This is a genomic window from Pseudoalteromonas sp. (assembly GCF_041613455.1).
Classification (GTDB): domain Bacteria; phylum Pseudomonadota; class Gammaproteobacteria; order Enterobacterales; family Alteromonadaceae; genus Pseudoalteromonas.
On sequence record NZ_JBFJHD010000068.1, the window covers coordinates 1 to 14,503 of the forward strand.

Here is a 14,503-nt window from a genome sequence, read left to right on the forward strand (position 1 = left end):
ACGCCGACACCTTATTAGGTTTGTATGTGGGGGTTGATGGTTGGAAATCTGATAATGAGGGTAGCTTCTCTTATCAAGATAATGCCGCGCAAAATTTTAATTTTGAAGATGAAACTTTCGTGAGCTATTACGCTGCACTAGAGCACCCCGTGCCGTTAGTACCTAACATTAAATTAAGGTACACCGAGCTTGAGTTAACGGGCTCGACGCGCCTTGATCAAAACTTTACCTTTAACGGCAAAGACTATGTTACGCAAACGAATATAAATTCAGTCAGCGATTTTAACCATATTGACTACACCTTATATTACGAGATTTTTGACAACGATTTAATCTCTATCGATTTAGGTATTAACGCTAAGCAATTTGACGGCGCAGTTACCGTGACCGGTACCACCTTACAAGGTGATGTAAATCACACCGAAACGGTTGAGTTTTCTGGTTTTGTGCCACTGGCTTATGGTCGTGCCGAAGCTGGTTTACCATTTACCGGCTTAAGTGTGTTTTTTGAGGGCAGCTTCTTAGCCATAGATGACAGTAAATTACACGATTACCAAATGGGTATTGCCTGGGAGTTTATTGATAACCTAGCAATAGATGTGGCGGTTAAAGCGGGTTACCGCTCTATGGTCATCGAGCTAGATGACGTTGATGATATTACTACTGATATTGATGCATCGGGCCCGTTTGCGGGTATTCAAGTACACTTTTAAGTTAGTCGTGTTTTATGACTAATTAAACCTTTGTAGCGTGGTATTCCCCTTCTTTGTATGCCACGCTACGCTTTCTTGCTATTTTAGCCCCTCGATTTTATTGCCTCAAAATAACTTACGTACTGATGCGAATTGCCTAAAGTGAATTGTTTTATATTTGCTATTACCACACTGTAGGTAGGTTTTTTACTGAGCTCAAAAACAGCGTGTTCACTATCCTGGTAATACTATTGAACCTGCTGGGATTGATGGTTATCTATTATAGTTTGCGCATCATTAAGCTGGGCTACTGTTTTTAAGTTATTCAGCCCTTGTGCGAGGGCGTTTTTTAATAGCCACTCACTGAGTAGCGCAATATAGCCTGAAAGCAGTGGTAGTGTGGCTTGGCCTTGCACATTAAAGGTAACAGTAACGCTATTGGCGTGCTCAACAAATAAAATATCACCGGTAATAATATGTTCGTCAGCAAATAAAATATTAATCACTATAGTGGAGTCGGTTAGTGTGCTTAGCGTCATTTCACCCGTGCCCCATTTGCTGTGCCATGACTGATGCGCACCCACACCGGCACTTGGCTCACCCAGCTGAAACTCAATGGTGGGGTCTATTTTTTTCCACGGTGACCATTTATGCCACTGTGAAAAATCGCTTATGAGTGGCTTTACACTCGCAGCGCGCGCAGTTATGTTAATGCTTTTACTAACGCTGTAGCTTTGTGGTAGCAATAAACCAATCACCACAACCAATAAGACTAACACCACTAAAAATTTTATTAACGCTGTTAATATTTTAATAAGCCTACCTCGTTTTATCTTTTAGATAACGTTACCTCAGTATAACGTATTATTAATTTAGCATAATAACCTAGTAGCAGTTACCTTTAGTGATCTATTTTACCGCTTGCGGTTAATGCTATAAGTTATATAACTGCTTATATTTAAAGCGCTATTATATAAATAAATACTGGCGCAACAAGGTTGCATAGCTAGCTCAGCTTAATGTTATATCAAGGTGGGTGGCTATAGGGTATAATTTGCGCCTTTTGTTACTAAACGGATGGTCACTTTAATGAGCTCACTGAAAGCTAAGCGCGCCTTATTCTCTTACCCTAAGTATTGGGCTGAGTGTTATGGCACTGCTCCATTTTTACCTACTACGCGCGAAGAAATGGATGCACTTGGCTGGGATAGCTGCGATATCATAATTATTAGTGGTGATGCTTATGTTGACCACCCGAGTTTTGGCATGGCGGTGATTGGCCGTGTACTTGAAGCGCAAGGTTTTAGAGTGGGTATTATTGCTCAGCCAGATTGGAGCTCTAAAGATGCGTTTATGGCGCTGGGTAAGCCTAACTTATTTTTTGGTATCACCGCCGGTAACATGGATTCGATGATCAACCGTTATACCGCCGAAAAACGCATGCGTCACGACGATGCCTATACTCCTGGCAATGTGGGCGGCAAGCGCCCCGATCGAGCAGTCATAATTTACTCGCAGCGTTGCCGCGAAGCGTATAAAGATGTGCCATTAATCTTAGGGGGTATTGAAGCAAGCTTACGCCGTGTAGCACATTACGATTACTGGCAAGAAAAAGTACGCCGCAGTGTATTATTTGATGCAAAAGCCGATATTTTGATATACGGCAATGCCGAACGGCCACTGATTGAAGTGGCTCACCGTATCGCGGCAGGCGAAAGCACCGATACCATTCAAGATGTGCGAGGCACGGCGGTTATTCGTAAAGAGCCGTTACCCGGTTGGCGCGGCAGTGACTCTACCGCCATTGATAAAATTGGTAAAATCGACCCTATTCCAAATCCATACGGTGCCGATGATGTCGGTTGTAGTAAATCTGAGTTTAAACAAGCCGGTGTTGATGTAACCCGTGAAGCGCAAGTTATCACTATTCAGCCCGCACGACAAAAACCGTGGGAAAAAACCTACGTTAAATTACCGGCCTTTGAGCAAGTAAGCGTTAATAAACCTTTGTATGCACATGCCTCGCGTATTGTGCACCAAGAAACCAACCCTGGTTGCGCACGTGCTATTTATCAGCGCCATGGCGATCGTTCTATTTGGGTCAACCCGCCAGCATTTCCACTGGAAACTCATGAAATGGATGCGGTGTTTGGTTTACCATATCAACGGGTACCGCACCCGAGTTATGGTGATGCGAAAATTCCTGCTTACGACATGATAAAAACCTCGGTGAATATTATGCGTGGCTGTTTTGGTGGGTGTTCGTTCTGTTCTATTACCGAGCATGAAGGACGTATTATTCAAAGCCGCTCACAAGAGTCGATTATTGAAGAAATTGAACAAATTAGAGATAAAGTGCCGGGCTTTACTGGGGTTATTTCTGACTTAGGCGGGCCCACGGCTAACATGTACAAGCTAGGCTGTACCAGTAAAAAAGCCGAGAGCACTTGTCGGCGTTTATCCTGCGTGTTTCCTGATATTTGTAACCATATGGATACCGATCATACGCCTACCATAGAGTTATATCGCAAAGCGCGTGAAGTAAAAGGGATTAAAAAAATCTTAGTCGCCTCGGGCGTACGTTATGACTTAGCAGTGCAAGATCCACGCTACGTAAAAGAGTTAGTTACTCACCATGTGGGTGGCTACTTAAAAATAGCACCGGAGCATACCGAAGAAGGGCCGTTGTCAAAAATGATGAAGCCGGGTATGGGCGCATACGATCAGTTTAAAGCGCTGTTTGAGAAGTACTCAAAAGAAGCGGGCAAAAAGCAGTATTTAATTCCGTACTTTATTTCGGCGCATCCAGGCACGGAAGACGAAGACATGGTTAACATGGCGTTGTGGCTTAAATCGAACGACTTTAAGCTCGATCAGGTGCAAAACTTTTACCCTTCGCCGATGGCCAATGCCACCACGATTTACCATACCGAAATGAATTCACTGCGCAATATTAAAAATAATACCGAAGTGGTGCCGGTACCAAAAGGGGCGCGTCAACGTCGCTTACATAAAGCGATTTTGCGTTACCATGATCCGGCGGGCTGGCCGATGATCCGTGAAGCATTACGCAAAATGGGCAAAGCAAACTTAATTGGTAAAGCGCCTCATTGCTTAGTACCAGAAGAAGGGCGCGATGAACGTGTAAGCAAAGGCGGCAATAACAGAGGCGGGCGTCCAGCATTAACGCGTCACACGGGGTTTAGTCAATTTAAAAAAGCCAATACCAAGCCAAAGGTAGCGGGTAACCGCCAAAGAGCAAATTAAATACCACTCAACCGCTCAAAAAAAAGCGCAGCGTGTTATTTACCCGCTGCGCTTTTTTTGTAGTTATTAGGGGCGTTATTGAATACTAATTTTATTGCGGATCACGGTGATGCCCTCAATATTTTCTAAAAACTTTTGTGCTAAGGCACGTTGAAAACCGGTGGGGGCGTTACCGAATAAATCCACTTCACCGTTTTTAACCTGCACGCGAATATTGTTTAGCGTTAAGTTAGGGTTAGTGCGCAGAGTATGTGTAATGGCTTGCTGTAAGTTAGCTTGAGTAGCGACACTGCTGACTACGGCGAGGTTGGTTGCTGCACTCACTTTAGTTGCGCAAGCTAATAAAAATAAACAACAAAATGAAACAAAAGAAATCGTTAACTTGAAGCGGTTCATAACTTAATCCTTGCGTTACAGTGAATAGGAAGCCAAATTGACTTAGTTATTCATCTAACTACAAGTTTAGTGCCATTTTTAACGCGCTGAAATATAAGTGATTTTTATTAAGTGGCAATTCAGCTAAGCAACTTTTACACTAAAAGTGAGTATGAGTTACATTATTTAAAGCGATAAAAAAGCCGACAGTCGTCGGCTCAGTAACTTTAAAATGCAGGTTATTTTTTCTTTTTAACCTTGGCTTTTTTCTTAGCTTTCATTTTTACTGGATCTTTACGCTTTTTTGCCGGTGGCTTAGCTTCTTTATGCTTAGGCTCTAATCCTTTAAAAATACGACGTTTTAGTTTCTGCTCTATATAGCGTTCAATCTTATATAAAATACCAATGTCGTGTGCTTCGACCAGCGAAATTGCAATGCCTTTTTTACCAGCACGACCAGTACGGCCAATACGGTGTACATATACATCGGCAGTGCGTGGTAAATCAAAGTTAATAACATGGCTAATATCCGACACGTCAATACCGCGCGCCGCGACGTCGGTGGCCACTAAAATACGCGTTTTGCCGCTGTGGAAGTTTTCCATTGCTTTCATGCGTTTATCTTGTGGCATTTCGCCGCGTAACCAAGCTGCTTTGACGCCATTGGTGGTCAGCTCGCCAATCAGCGTTTCTAAACGTTCGCGGGTTTTAACAAACACAATCGCTTTTGTTACGTCTGGGTCGTTTAGCGTATTAACTAATAGCTCTAATTTATGGTGATAATCGTCGGCTAAATGCACCCACTGGTGAATTTTAGCTTTTTCTTTACGCGACGACTCCGCTTCAAGCAGTGCTGGATCGTTCAAGGTTTTTTCGGCAAAGCGTTCTACGCTGTCGCCTTCAAGCGTTGCGGAGAATAAAAAGCACTGACGACGGTTTTTAGCTTCATCACAAATGCGGCTCATTTCTTTTTTAAAGCCCATATCTAGCATACGGTCGGCTTCATCAATAATAAGCATTTCGACGTGTTCGGCATGAAAGTTTTCGGTTTCTAAATATTCCATTAAACGCCCAGGGGTGGCGATTAAAATGTCGTTATTTTTTTCAAAAATATCTTTATGCGTGCCGTAATTAATACCGCCGGTAACCACCCCTATTTTTAATTGGGTGCGCTTGGCAAGTAGTTCACATTGCTCATGAATTTGATATGCCAGCTCACGCGTCGGGGTCATGATCAATACCCGCGCAAAGCCAGGTTCACGACGTGGAAAGTCGAGTAAATATTGAATGGCCGGAATTAAAAATGCCGCAGTTTTGCCGGTGCCAGTAGGCGCAGATGCTAAAATATCACGCCCCTGCAGAGCTTCAGGGATAGCTTGTTGTTGAATGCTGGTGGGGGTTTCGTAACCCATTTTATTAATTGCGTCGAGTAGCTTGTTATCAAGATCAAATTCAGAAAATTGCATAGAGTGTCAAAAATAAAGGACAATGGCACTAATTATACTCGGTTACGCCTACTTGGTGAATGAAAAGGTGAAAAAATGTCTGGTTTTGCATTTAAGCAATTTAATATCGCCCACGATCAGTGCGCAATGAAGGTATCTACGGATGGCATTTTACTCGGTGCTTGGGCTAACTTAACGAATGGCAATAATCTATTAGATATAGGCACCGGCACGGGATTACTGGCATTAATGTGTAAACAACGCCGCCCCGACTTAGTGGTCTCTGCGGTGGAAATCGATCCAAATGCGTATCGCCAAGCATGTCAAAATATTGCTGCGAGTCCTTGGCCCGATATCGCGCTATACCAGCAAAGTATTCAAACATTTTACAGCACACACGCGTTTGATTTAGTGATAGCTAATCCACCGTATTTTAATCACAGTTTAAAAGGTGAAAATGCAGCGCGTAATGCAGCGCGCCATACCGATGGCTTAAGTTTTGCTGAGCTAATAGAGGCGTTTAAACGTTTGAGTCATGCCAAGTCGCGGCTGAGTTTAATTTTGCCAACCACCGAGGCGCTATTATTTATTGAATACGCTGAGCAACTTGGGCTGTATTTAAATACACACTGCCAAGTAAACAGCACGCCAGATAAAGCGTTTAGCCGCAGTTTAATGAGCTTTAGTTATATAAAAACAGCGATTGAGCAGTCAACCCTGTGCATCCGCGATGCAAACAATCACTATAGCGCAGCTTACATTGCCTTATGTAAAGCGTTTTATTTGAAGATGTAAAATGCGGGTTGTTGAGCATAGTGGGGTTATATTGGCGTTTTATCGCAATCAATACTGCTAACAAATAGCGGAGTGAATACAATTAAAGCGCAGCGTTACGGCGCTTTAATTGCAACCAAATAGGTAAAACGCAGGGAGTTAAAGCGATTCGCTGTACTCAGTCATGATTTGTTCAACCCAGCTAGCGATACGCTCGTCACTTAACTCGTATTGGCTGTCTTCATCCAGTGCTAAGCCAACAAAATGTGTCCCATCTTGGGTGAGTGCTTTAGAGGCTTCAAATTCATAGCTGCTGTCGTTTGGCCAAAAACCCAGCTGGGTAAAGTGTTGTGTGTTTATTTCATCGTGCAGCATACCCAGTGCATCTTGGAACCACTGGCCGTAACCTTGTTGATCGCCCATGCCAAATAGCGCAATGGTTTTACCGGTTAAGTTTACGTCTTTTATGTCGTCCCATTTCGACTCCCAATCTTCTTGTATTTCACCAAAATCCCAAGTTGAAATACCAAAAATAACAAAGTCGTATTGCTCTGCATTTTTAAGGGGTTCGTCTTTAATGTTGTGCAAGCTCACGATATCGGCACCAATAATGTCGCGAATTTTTTCTGCCGCCATTTCGGTGTAGCAGGTTGTAGAGCCAAAAAATAAACCAATCTGCATTGTATTTATCACTGTGTAATTGCTTGATATGATAAACTCAATTCTACCGTAAGGTGTGTTTAATTGATACCTTAGAGCCTGGCTATAACCCAAATGAGAACACTATAGTGACAACGCTAGCTGATGAGTTTCCCGAAACAAATACTGACGCCAATAGCAATCGCGATTACCTAGAAACTTTTTTAGATAACTTATATTTAGAGCAAGGGGTGAGTGAAAATACCTTGTCGGCGTATCGCAGTGATTTAGATAAGTTTTGCTTGTTTATTAAACACAAAAGCTTGCTGGACGTGAGCGGTGTTGATATTGAAAGCTACTTAGCACACCGCGTTGACTTAGGCTTAAAACCGCGCAGTACGGCGCGCAGCATCAGTGCACTAAAACGTTTTTATCAGTACTTTGTGCGTGAAAAGTTAATTAGTGACTCACCGCTGCTTAATATTGCCCAACCTAAAGCGGGGCAGTCGTTACCTAAAACTTTGTCGGAAGCCGAGGTGGAAGCGTTATTGAATGCGCCTAATGTTGAAGAGCCAATGGGCATGCGCGACAAAGCCATGCTGGAGTTGCTGTATGCCACGGGTCTACGAGTAAGTGAATTGGTGGGGTTACGGATTGAGCAAATAAACCTGCGCCAAGCTGTGGTGTTTGTTAAAGGCAAAGGCAATAAAGAACGCTTAGTGCCACTTGGTGAAGAAGCCATGTACTGGCTAGAGCAGTTTTTAAAAGTAGGCCGCGGACAAATGATAAAACATGCCACCGACTTTGTTTTTCCGTCCAAGCGCGGTGTGGGGATGACCCGACAAACTTTTTGGCATCGTATTAAACACTATGCTATTTTGGCTGCCATAGAATCGCCTTTGTCACCACATACACTGCGTCATGCGTTTGCTACCCACTTATTAAATCATGGGGCAGACCTGCGAGTGGTACAAATGATGTTAGGTCACAGTGATTTGTCGACTACACAAATTTATACGCATGTTGCCAATGAGCGCTTAAAATCAGTGCATGCGCAGCATCATCCACGTGCTTAAATGAATATTAATGGCTACTCAGCCGGTCAATTAATCGTTAGTTATAAAAATAGAGAGAATTATGAAAAAATTAATGTTAGCCAGTGCCATGTTATGCACGAGTATAAGTGCTATTGCGGATGGTGTGGTTGTCACTCCTAACGCTAATGATCCTATTGTTACTAAATTTGCCGCGCTTGGTGTGACCGTTAAGCAAATAAACCCCAGCCCAGTAGCCGGTTTAAAAGAACTGATCACCAATAAAGGGGTATTGTATGCCAGCCCAGATGGTCAGTTTTTAATGCAAGGCACGCTTATCGACCTTGATAACCGCAGCAATCTCACCGAGCAAGCGCTTAATGGGGTACGCAAAGCGGGATTAAGTGAATACGAAGATTCAATGATAGTGTATAAAGCGCCTAACGAAAAACACAGCATTAGCGTATTTACCGATATTAGCTGTGGTTACTGTCGTAAATTACACCGTGAATTAGACGATTTACTGGAAGCGGGTATTACCGTTAAATATTTAGCGTTTCCACGTGGCGGCTTGCAAGGTTCAGGTTATACCGACCTCATGAATGTGTGGTGTGCTAAAGATCAGCAAGAAGCACTCACTAGCGCCAAAGCGGGTGCCAGTACCACTAACGTTAAAGGGTGTAATGCACCTGTTGCAGAGCATTACCAGCTAGGGCAAAGTTTCGGTGTTACCGGTACTCCAGCTATCGTATTAGAAGATGGCACCATGATCCCAGGCTACCAGCCAGCTGCGGCATTAAGTGCGGCACTCAATGCGAGTAAAGCCCCTTAATAAGCGCTGCAATTTAGCGCGTAAAAAGGCCGTAAGGCCTTTTTTTGTATTTTTATGATCAACCAGAGAAGTTACCCCCCGCATGAAAAAAATGATCCAAGCGCGAGAGCATGTTGATGACTCCCATTTACCGAGCCATTTGCATCCGGTAATTAAGCAAATTTATGCCACGCGTAATGTTTCCCATGCCGAGGAGCTTAATAATAGTGCGGCTACGCTACACGACTTTAAGTTGTTTAAAGACATAGATAAAGCCTGCGAGTTATTAATTAGCGCACTGCACGCTCAAAGCCATATTTTAATTGTTGGCGACTTTGATGCCGATGGCGCAACCAGTACCGCGACGCTAATGCAAGGCTTAGCCATGTTTGGCTTTCAGCACGTCGATTATTTGGTGCCCGATCGATTTAGTCTAGGTTATGGCTTAAGCCCTGCCTTAGCCGCGCAAATAGTGCAGCTTAAGCCGGATTTAGTGATCACCGTAGATAATGGTATATCCTGTATTGCGGGGATCGACATTGTAAAAGCGGCGGGTATTAAAGTGTTAGTTACCGATCACCATTTACAAGGTGAGCAGCTGCCTAATGCCGATGCAATTGTTAACCCAAATAGGCACGATTGCGACTTCCCATCTAAATCGATTGCCGGTGTGGGTGTGGCATTTTACTTACTGATAGCACTGCGCAGCGTACTGCGTGAGCAAGGCTACTTTACTCAGCAGCCAATGCCAAACTTAGCCGATTTACTTGATATAGTAGCGCTGGGTACGGTGGCCGATGTGGTGGCATTGGATGCAAATAATCGCACTTTAGTACACCAAGGGTTAGCGCGTATTCGCAGTGGCAAAACCCGCCCGGGTATTACGGCACTTATTGAAGTGGCGAACCGAAATGCGGCGCGTTTAAGTGCCAGCGACTTTGGTTTTTCACTGGCACCGCGGTTAAATGCCGCAGGACGATTAGAGGACATGAGTTTAGGCATTGCTTGTTTACTCAGTAACGATATAAATCAAGCAAGGCGCATTGCCAGCGAACTCGATAGTTTAAACTTTGCGCGGCGCGAAATAGAGCAGGGCATGCAAGCTGAAGCACAAGCGGTACTCGATAAACTGGCATTTAACGATGACAACGTACCCGATGCTATTTGCTTATACCAAGATGACTGGCACCAAGGCGTGATCGGCATTTTAGCGGGACGCTTAAAAGAAAAATATCACCGCCCCACGGTGATTTTTGCCGGTGGCGAAAACGGTGAAATAAAAGGCTCGTGTCGCTCAATTGAAGGGCTGCATATACGCGACTTACTTGAAGGGTTAAATACCGCCAACCCTGCGTTAATCAGCAAATTTGGTGGTCATGCCATGGCAGCTGGGCTGAGCATTAACGAACAGCACTTTAATGAATTTAAACGTGCGTTTGATAGCGCGGTTAGCGCGCAGCTTAGCGAAGAAAGTAAGCGCTGCATTGTACTTACCGATGGTGAGCTGCCTAGCGACTGTTTTACCATGGAATTTGCGCAGTTAATTAAACAAGCCGGACCATGGGGACAGCAATTTCCGGAGCCGGTATTTGAACACACCTTTGAGTTAATCCAGCAGCGTATTGTTGGTGAAAAACATTTAAAATTGGTATTAAAGCATCAATCGGGACGCTTAGTAGATGGCATCGCATTTGGTATCGATGTCAAGCAATGGCCCGATAATAACGCGCAATTTGTTAAAGCAGCCTACCAGCTCGATATTAACGAATTTAGAGGCAAATTCAGCTTACAATTAATTGTTCGAGAATTGGAAAAAGTCGCTTAAAAAATATCGATAATAGAATGCATAAAGTGCTAATAAAACGCACGGTTTTTTGTTAAAATCGGGCGTTTTTAATATTTGACGATTTTTTGCTGCACCAAGCTGCTTTTTTAGTGCGCAATAACCATTTTGGAGTAATGTACATGTTTGAAGTGAATCCTGTGATTAATCAAATCAAGGAAATTCGCGAACGTACTGAACTGCTTCGGGGGTACCTTTGACTATGCTCATAAACAAGAGCGTTTAGAAGAGGTTAACGCCGAGCTTGAAGATTCAGCCGTGTGGAATGAACCTGAGCGCGCACAAGCTCTTGGTCGTGAAAAGTCAGCCCTAGAGGCGGTTGTTGAAACAATCGACACCTTAGTGAGCGGTACCGATGACGTCGAAGGCTTAGTTGAGCTAGCGGTAGAAGCCGAAGACTTAGATACGTTTGAAGAAGCAAAAAGCGAACTTAACGATTTAAACGAGCAGCTAGAAGGCTTAGAGTTCCGCCGCATGTTTTCAGGTGCTCACGATGCAAATGATGCGTACCTTGATTTACAATCAGGCTCAGGCGGCACTGAAGCACAAGATTGGTGTAATATTTTATTGCGTATGTATTTACGCTGGGGTGAAGCGAAAGGCTTTAAAGTTGAACTGGTAGAAGCCACCGATGGCGACGTTGCCGGTATTAAAGGAGCCACTGTGCGCTTTGTTGGCGAGTATGCCTATGGGTGGTTACGTACCGAAACTGGCGTGCATCGTTTAGTGCGTAAAAGCCCATTTGATTCAAGTGGCCGTCGTCATACCTCGTTTGCATCTGCGTTTGTGTACCCAGAAATAGACGATAATATTGAAATCGATATCAATCCAGCGGATTTACGTATCGACGTATACCGTGCATCGGGTGCTGGTGGTCAGCACGTAAATACCACCGAATCTGCGGTACGTATTACACACGTGCCCACCAATACTGTGGTGCAGTGTCAAAACGAGCGTTCGCAGCATAAAAATAAAGCCCAAGCCATGAAGCAGCTAAAAGCAAAGTTATTTGAGCTTGAGCTACAGCAGCAAAATGCTGAAAAACAAAACCAAGAAGACAACAAGTCAGATATTGGTTGGGGTAGTCAAATTCGTTCATACGTACTCGACGATGCCCGCATAAAAGATTTACGCACCGGCGTTGAAAACCGTAATACCCAATCGGTACTTGACGGTAACTTAGACAAATTTATTGAAGCCAGCTTAAAATCTGGTTTATAACCACCAAGCTAATAAAGAGCTAAAAAATGACTGATCAAATCCAAGACGAAAACAAGTTAATCGCTGAGCGTCGTGGCAAATTAGATGCGATACGCGAAAATTGCCCAGCCAACGGTCATCCAAACCAATTCCGTCGTGAGCATTACACGGCCGATTTGCAAGCCCAGTTTGGTGATAAAAGCAAAGAAGAGTTAGTCGAACTACAACAAGTAGTGTCGATTGCGGGACGTATTTTGGCGAAGCGTGGTCCTTTTATGTCTATTCAAGATATGAAAGGCCGTGTGCAAGTTTACGCCTCTAAAGACGTACAAAAAGACCTTAAAGCAAAATATGGCCAGCTTGATATTGGCGATATTATTGGTGTTAAAGGTGCACTTAATAAATCAGGTAAAGGCGACTTATACGTAGAAATGACTGAGTATCAATTGCTTACTAAGTCACTACGACCACTACCAGAAAAATTCCATGGTTTATCTGATCAAGAAACGAAATACCGTCAACGTTATGTTGATTTAATTACTAACGAAGCCACGCGTGAAACATTCCGCATTCGCTCGCAGGTAGTTGAAGGTATTCGTCGCTTTTTAGCAGAACGCGACTTTATGGAAGTTGAAACACCGATGATACAGGTGATTCCGGGTGGTGCGTCGGCACGTCCGTTTGTAACGCATCATAATGCGCTTGATATCGACATGTACTTACGTATTGCACCTGAGCTGTACTTAAAGCGCTTAGTAGTGGGTGGCTTTGACCGCGTATTTGAAATTAACCGTAACTTCCGTAACGAAGGGTTATCGACGCGCCACAACCCAGAATTCACTATGATTGAATTCTACCAAGCGTACGCTGATTACATCGACCTGATGAATATCACCGAAGAGATGTTACGTACCGTAGCAACTAACGTATTGGGTAGCCCAATTGTGGTTAATACCACCAAAGACGAAAACGGCGAAGTAATCGATTCAGTAGAGTACGATTTTGGTCAACCGTTTACGCGCTTAAGCATGGCCGACGCGATTTTAAAATATAACCCAGAGTTTGATGCGGCGGTATTTAACGACCCAGAAAACCATTTTGAACAATTAAAAGCGTACGCTAAGCAAGTACACGTTAAAATTCCAGAAAATTGTGTATGGGGCCCAGGTAAGTTCTTGTGTGAAATATTTGAAGAAACTGCTGAGCACATGCTTATTCAACCAACGTTTATTACCGGTTACCCGTGGGAAGTATCGCCACTGGCACGTCGTAACGACGAAAACCCATTTGTCACTGACCGTTTTGAGTTTTTCGTTGGCGGTCGTGAGTTGGCTAATGGTTTCTCTGAGCTTAACGATGCACAAGACCAAGCAGAGCGCTTTACTCGTCAAGTGGAAGAAAAAGACGCTGGCGATGACGAAGCGATGCATTACGATGAAGATTATATTCGTGCGCTAGAATATGGCTTACCGCCTACAGCGGGTGAAGGCATAGGTATTGACCGTTTAGTGATGTTATTTACTGACTCACCCACGATCAAAGATGTTATTTTGTTCCCGCACATGCGCCCTCAAGCTGACTAAGCTTAGCTGCAAAGTGTATTACATTAAAACGCCGCTGTTATAGCGGCGTTTTTGTGTCTGCTGTTAATTTAGCATGATTCTACGACTATGCTCGAATTGCCAACATAGTTAAAAAAGCACATTATGTTGTGCGAGATCGCGTAATTAACACGGTAACGCTAGTAATCTTTTGTCAGCGCAGTAATATCGTTAAATGTTCAGAATGAACGGCTCACGCTATGACAAGCTGGTTTTTTAAACATTATGTTGCACAAATGTAATGTTTTTCGTTACACTATTAAATAAATTTAGGGGCGCTATAGCAGCGCTGGCTCTAAAAAATTCTCAAATGGACTTATGAATAATAATATGAAAAATAACCGCGTTGAAGATACAGCGATTGACTGTACAAAAGAACAACAACGACAAGAGTATTATCGAGCCTGTATTGCAGAGTTTCAAATGCTAGGTTATCAAGAAGAGTATCTTGCAGAATTAAGTGATGATTTAGTCCCGGTAATGGGAGTTGCTCCCGAAGAGCATAATAGATAAATTGTTTGATTTTTAAACTTATTTCATATTAAAACCCGCTAGGTGAGCAATCTGTAACCACATAAACACTTTTGCTAGAAAAGTGTTTGACATATTTTCTGAAGTCTTTATTATACGCCACACAAGACGGAGAGGTGTCCGAGTGGCCGAAGGAGCTCCCCTGCTAAGGGAGTATAGAGTTTGTAGCTCTATCGAGGGTTCGAATCCCTCCCTCTCCACCATTTCTTTTAATGGCAAGTCTTGTAATAGTTAAAGTATGGGCGCATAGCTCAGCTGGATAGAGTACTCGGCTACGAACCGAGCGGTCGG

Annotated in this window: 13 protein-coding genes and 1 tRNA gene; 10 read left to right on the top strand and 4 right to left on the bottom strand. The window is 43.5% G+C overall.

Annotated elements, in window-relative coordinates; genetic code table 11:
- Positions 1-713 (top strand): TIGR04219 family outer membrane beta-barrel protein (locus ABYB02_RS08460; RefSeq protein WP_372762031.1); only part of this gene is annotated, 713 nt, incomplete at its 5' end.
- A gap of 227 nt (positions 714-940) precedes the next feature.
- Here ABYB02_RS08460 and ABYB02_RS08465 read toward each other — a convergent pair.
- Entirely contained in the window at positions 941-1,474 is a 534-nt protein-coding gene (locus ABYB02_RS08465; protein ID WP_372762032.1) for an SRPBCC family protein, read from the bottom strand.
- A 307-nt stretch (positions 1,475-1,781) separates the two neighbouring features.
- Between ABYB02_RS08465 and ABYB02_RS08470 the strand changes: the two genes are divergently transcribed.
- Positions 1,782-3,959: a YgiQ family radical SAM protein gene (locus tag ABYB02_RS08470; protein WP_372762033.1), complete on the top strand. Its 2,178-nt coding sequence runs from the start codon at positions 1,782-1,784 to the stop codon at positions 3,957-3,959.
- Between the two features lie 75 nt (positions 3,960-4,034).
- On the opposite strand, the gene ABYB02_RS08475 is transcribed toward ABYB02_RS08470, so the two are convergent.
- On the bottom strand, positions 4,035-4,355 hold the full coding sequence (locus ABYB02_RS08475) for a BON domain-containing protein (RefSeq protein WP_372762034.1): 321 nt from the start codon (positions 4,353-4,355) through the stop codon (positions 4,035-4,037).
- 218 nt (positions 4,356-4,573) lie between these two features.
- Positions 4,574-5,800, bottom strand: coding sequence for an ATP-dependent RNA helicase SrmB (gene srmB / locus ABYB02_RS08480; protein WP_372762035.1), 1,227 nt, complete (start codon positions 5,798-5,800; stop codon positions 4,574-4,576).
- A 75-nt stretch (positions 5,801-5,875) separates the two neighbouring features.
- Between srmB and ABYB02_RS08485 the strand changes: the two genes are divergently transcribed.
- Positions 5,876-6,574 (top strand): tRNA1(Val) (adenine(37)-N6)-methyltransferase, encoded by a 699-nt coding sequence (locus ABYB02_RS08485; protein ID WP_372762036.1) that lies wholly within the window; start codon positions 5,876-5,878, stop codon positions 6,572-6,574.
- Between the two features lie 138 nt (positions 6,575-6,712).
- Here ABYB02_RS08485 and fldB read toward each other — a convergent pair whose 3' ends face one another.
- Positions 6,713-7,234 (bottom strand): flavodoxin FldB, encoded by a 522-nt coding sequence (gene fldB, locus ABYB02_RS08490; protein ID WP_372762037.1) that lies wholly within the window; start codon positions 7,232-7,234, stop codon positions 6,713-6,715.
- A gap of 107 nt (positions 7,235-7,341) precedes the next feature.
- Between fldB and xerD the strand changes: the two genes are divergently transcribed.
- The 7 genes from xerD to ABYB02_RS08525 all read left to right on the top strand — a co-directional run bounded on the left by xerD (position 7,342) and on the right by ABYB02_RS08525 (position 14,415).
- The gene (gene xerD, locus ABYB02_RS08495; protein WP_372762038.1) at positions 7,342-8,268 is read left to right on the top strand and encodes a site-specific tyrosine recombinase XerD; all 927 of its coding nucleotides are present in this window, start codon (positions 7,342-7,344) and stop codon (positions 8,266-8,268) included.
- A 61-nt stretch (positions 8,269-8,329) separates the two neighbouring features.
- A complete protein-coding gene (gene dsbC / locus ABYB02_RS08500; protein ID WP_372762039.1) occupies positions 8,330-9,058 on the top strand; it encodes a bifunctional protein-disulfide isomerase/oxidoreductase DsbC in 729 nt (242 codons plus the stop codon).
- Positions 9,059-9,140: 82 nt separating this feature from the next.
- Positions 9,141-10,862 (top strand): single-stranded-DNA-specific exonuclease RecJ, encoded by a 1,722-nt coding sequence (recJ, locus tag ABYB02_RS08505; protein ID WP_372762040.1) that lies wholly within the window; start codon positions 9,141-9,143, stop codon positions 10,860-10,862.
- Positions 10,863-11,002: 140 nt separating this feature from the next.
- Positions 11,003-12,101 (top strand): peptide chain release factor 2 gene (prfB, locus tag ABYB02_RS08510; RefSeq protein ID WP_372762041.1). Its coding sequence is split into 2 segments (ribosomal slippage): positions 11,003-11,077 and positions 11,079-12,101, totalling 1,098 coding nucleotides; the frame shifts between segments, so codons are not numbered across the junction.
- 26 nt (positions 12,102-12,127) lie between these two features.
- The gene (gene lysS / locus ABYB02_RS08515; protein WP_372762042.1) at positions 12,128-13,663 is read left to right on the top strand and encodes a lysine--tRNA ligase; all 1,536 of its coding nucleotides are present in this window, start codon (positions 12,128-12,130) and stop codon (positions 13,661-13,663) included.
- Positions 13,664-14,011: 348 nt separating this feature from the next.
- Positions 14,012-14,194: a hypothetical protein gene (locus tag ABYB02_RS08520; protein ID WP_372762043.1), complete on the top strand. Its 183-nt coding sequence runs from the start codon at positions 14,012-14,014 to the stop codon at positions 14,192-14,194.
- Between the two features lie 128 nt (positions 14,195-14,322).
- Positions 14,323-14,415 (top strand) — tRNA-Ser (locus tag ABYB02_RS08525).
- The last annotated feature ends 88 nt before the right edge of the window (positions 14,416-14,503 follow it).

What these genes read in the sequence shown, in the direction of transcription:
- dsbC (WP_372762039.1), top strand. Translation starts at nt 8,330, where the DNA reads ATGAAAAAATTAATGTTAGCCAGTGCCATGTTATGCACGAGTATAAGT.
- recJ (WP_372762040.1), top strand. Translation starts at nt 9,141, where the DNA reads ATGAAAAAAATGATCCAAGCGCGAGAGCATGTTGATGACTCCCATTTA.
- ABYB02_RS08475 (WP_372762034.1), bottom strand. Translation starts at nt 4,355, where the DNA reads ATGAACCGCTTCAAGTTAACGATTTCTTTTGTTTCATTTTGTTGTTTA.
- srmB (WP_372762035.1), bottom strand. Translation starts at nt 5,800, where the DNA reads ATGCAATTTTCTGAATTTGATCTTGATAACAAGCTACTCGACGCAATT.
- ABYB02_RS08470 (WP_372762033.1), top strand. Translation starts at nt 1,782, where the DNA reads ATGAGCTCACTGAAAGCTAAGCGCGCCTTATTCTCTTACCCTAAGTAT.
- lysS (WP_372762042.1), top strand. Translation starts at nt 12,128, where the DNA reads ATGACTGATCAAATCCAAGACGAAAACAAGTTAATCGCTGAGCGTCGT.
- ABYB02_RS08520 (WP_372762043.1), top strand. Translation starts at nt 14,012, where the DNA reads ATGAAAAATAACCGCGTTGAAGATACAGCGATTGACTGTACAAAAGAA.
- fldB (WP_372762037.1), bottom strand. Translation starts at nt 7,234, where the DNA reads ATGCAGATTGGTTTATTTTTTGGCTCTACAACCTGCTACACCGAAATG.
- ABYB02_RS08485 (WP_372762036.1), top strand. Translation starts at nt 5,876, where the DNA reads ATGTCTGGTTTTGCATTTAAGCAATTTAATATCGCCCACGATCAGTGC.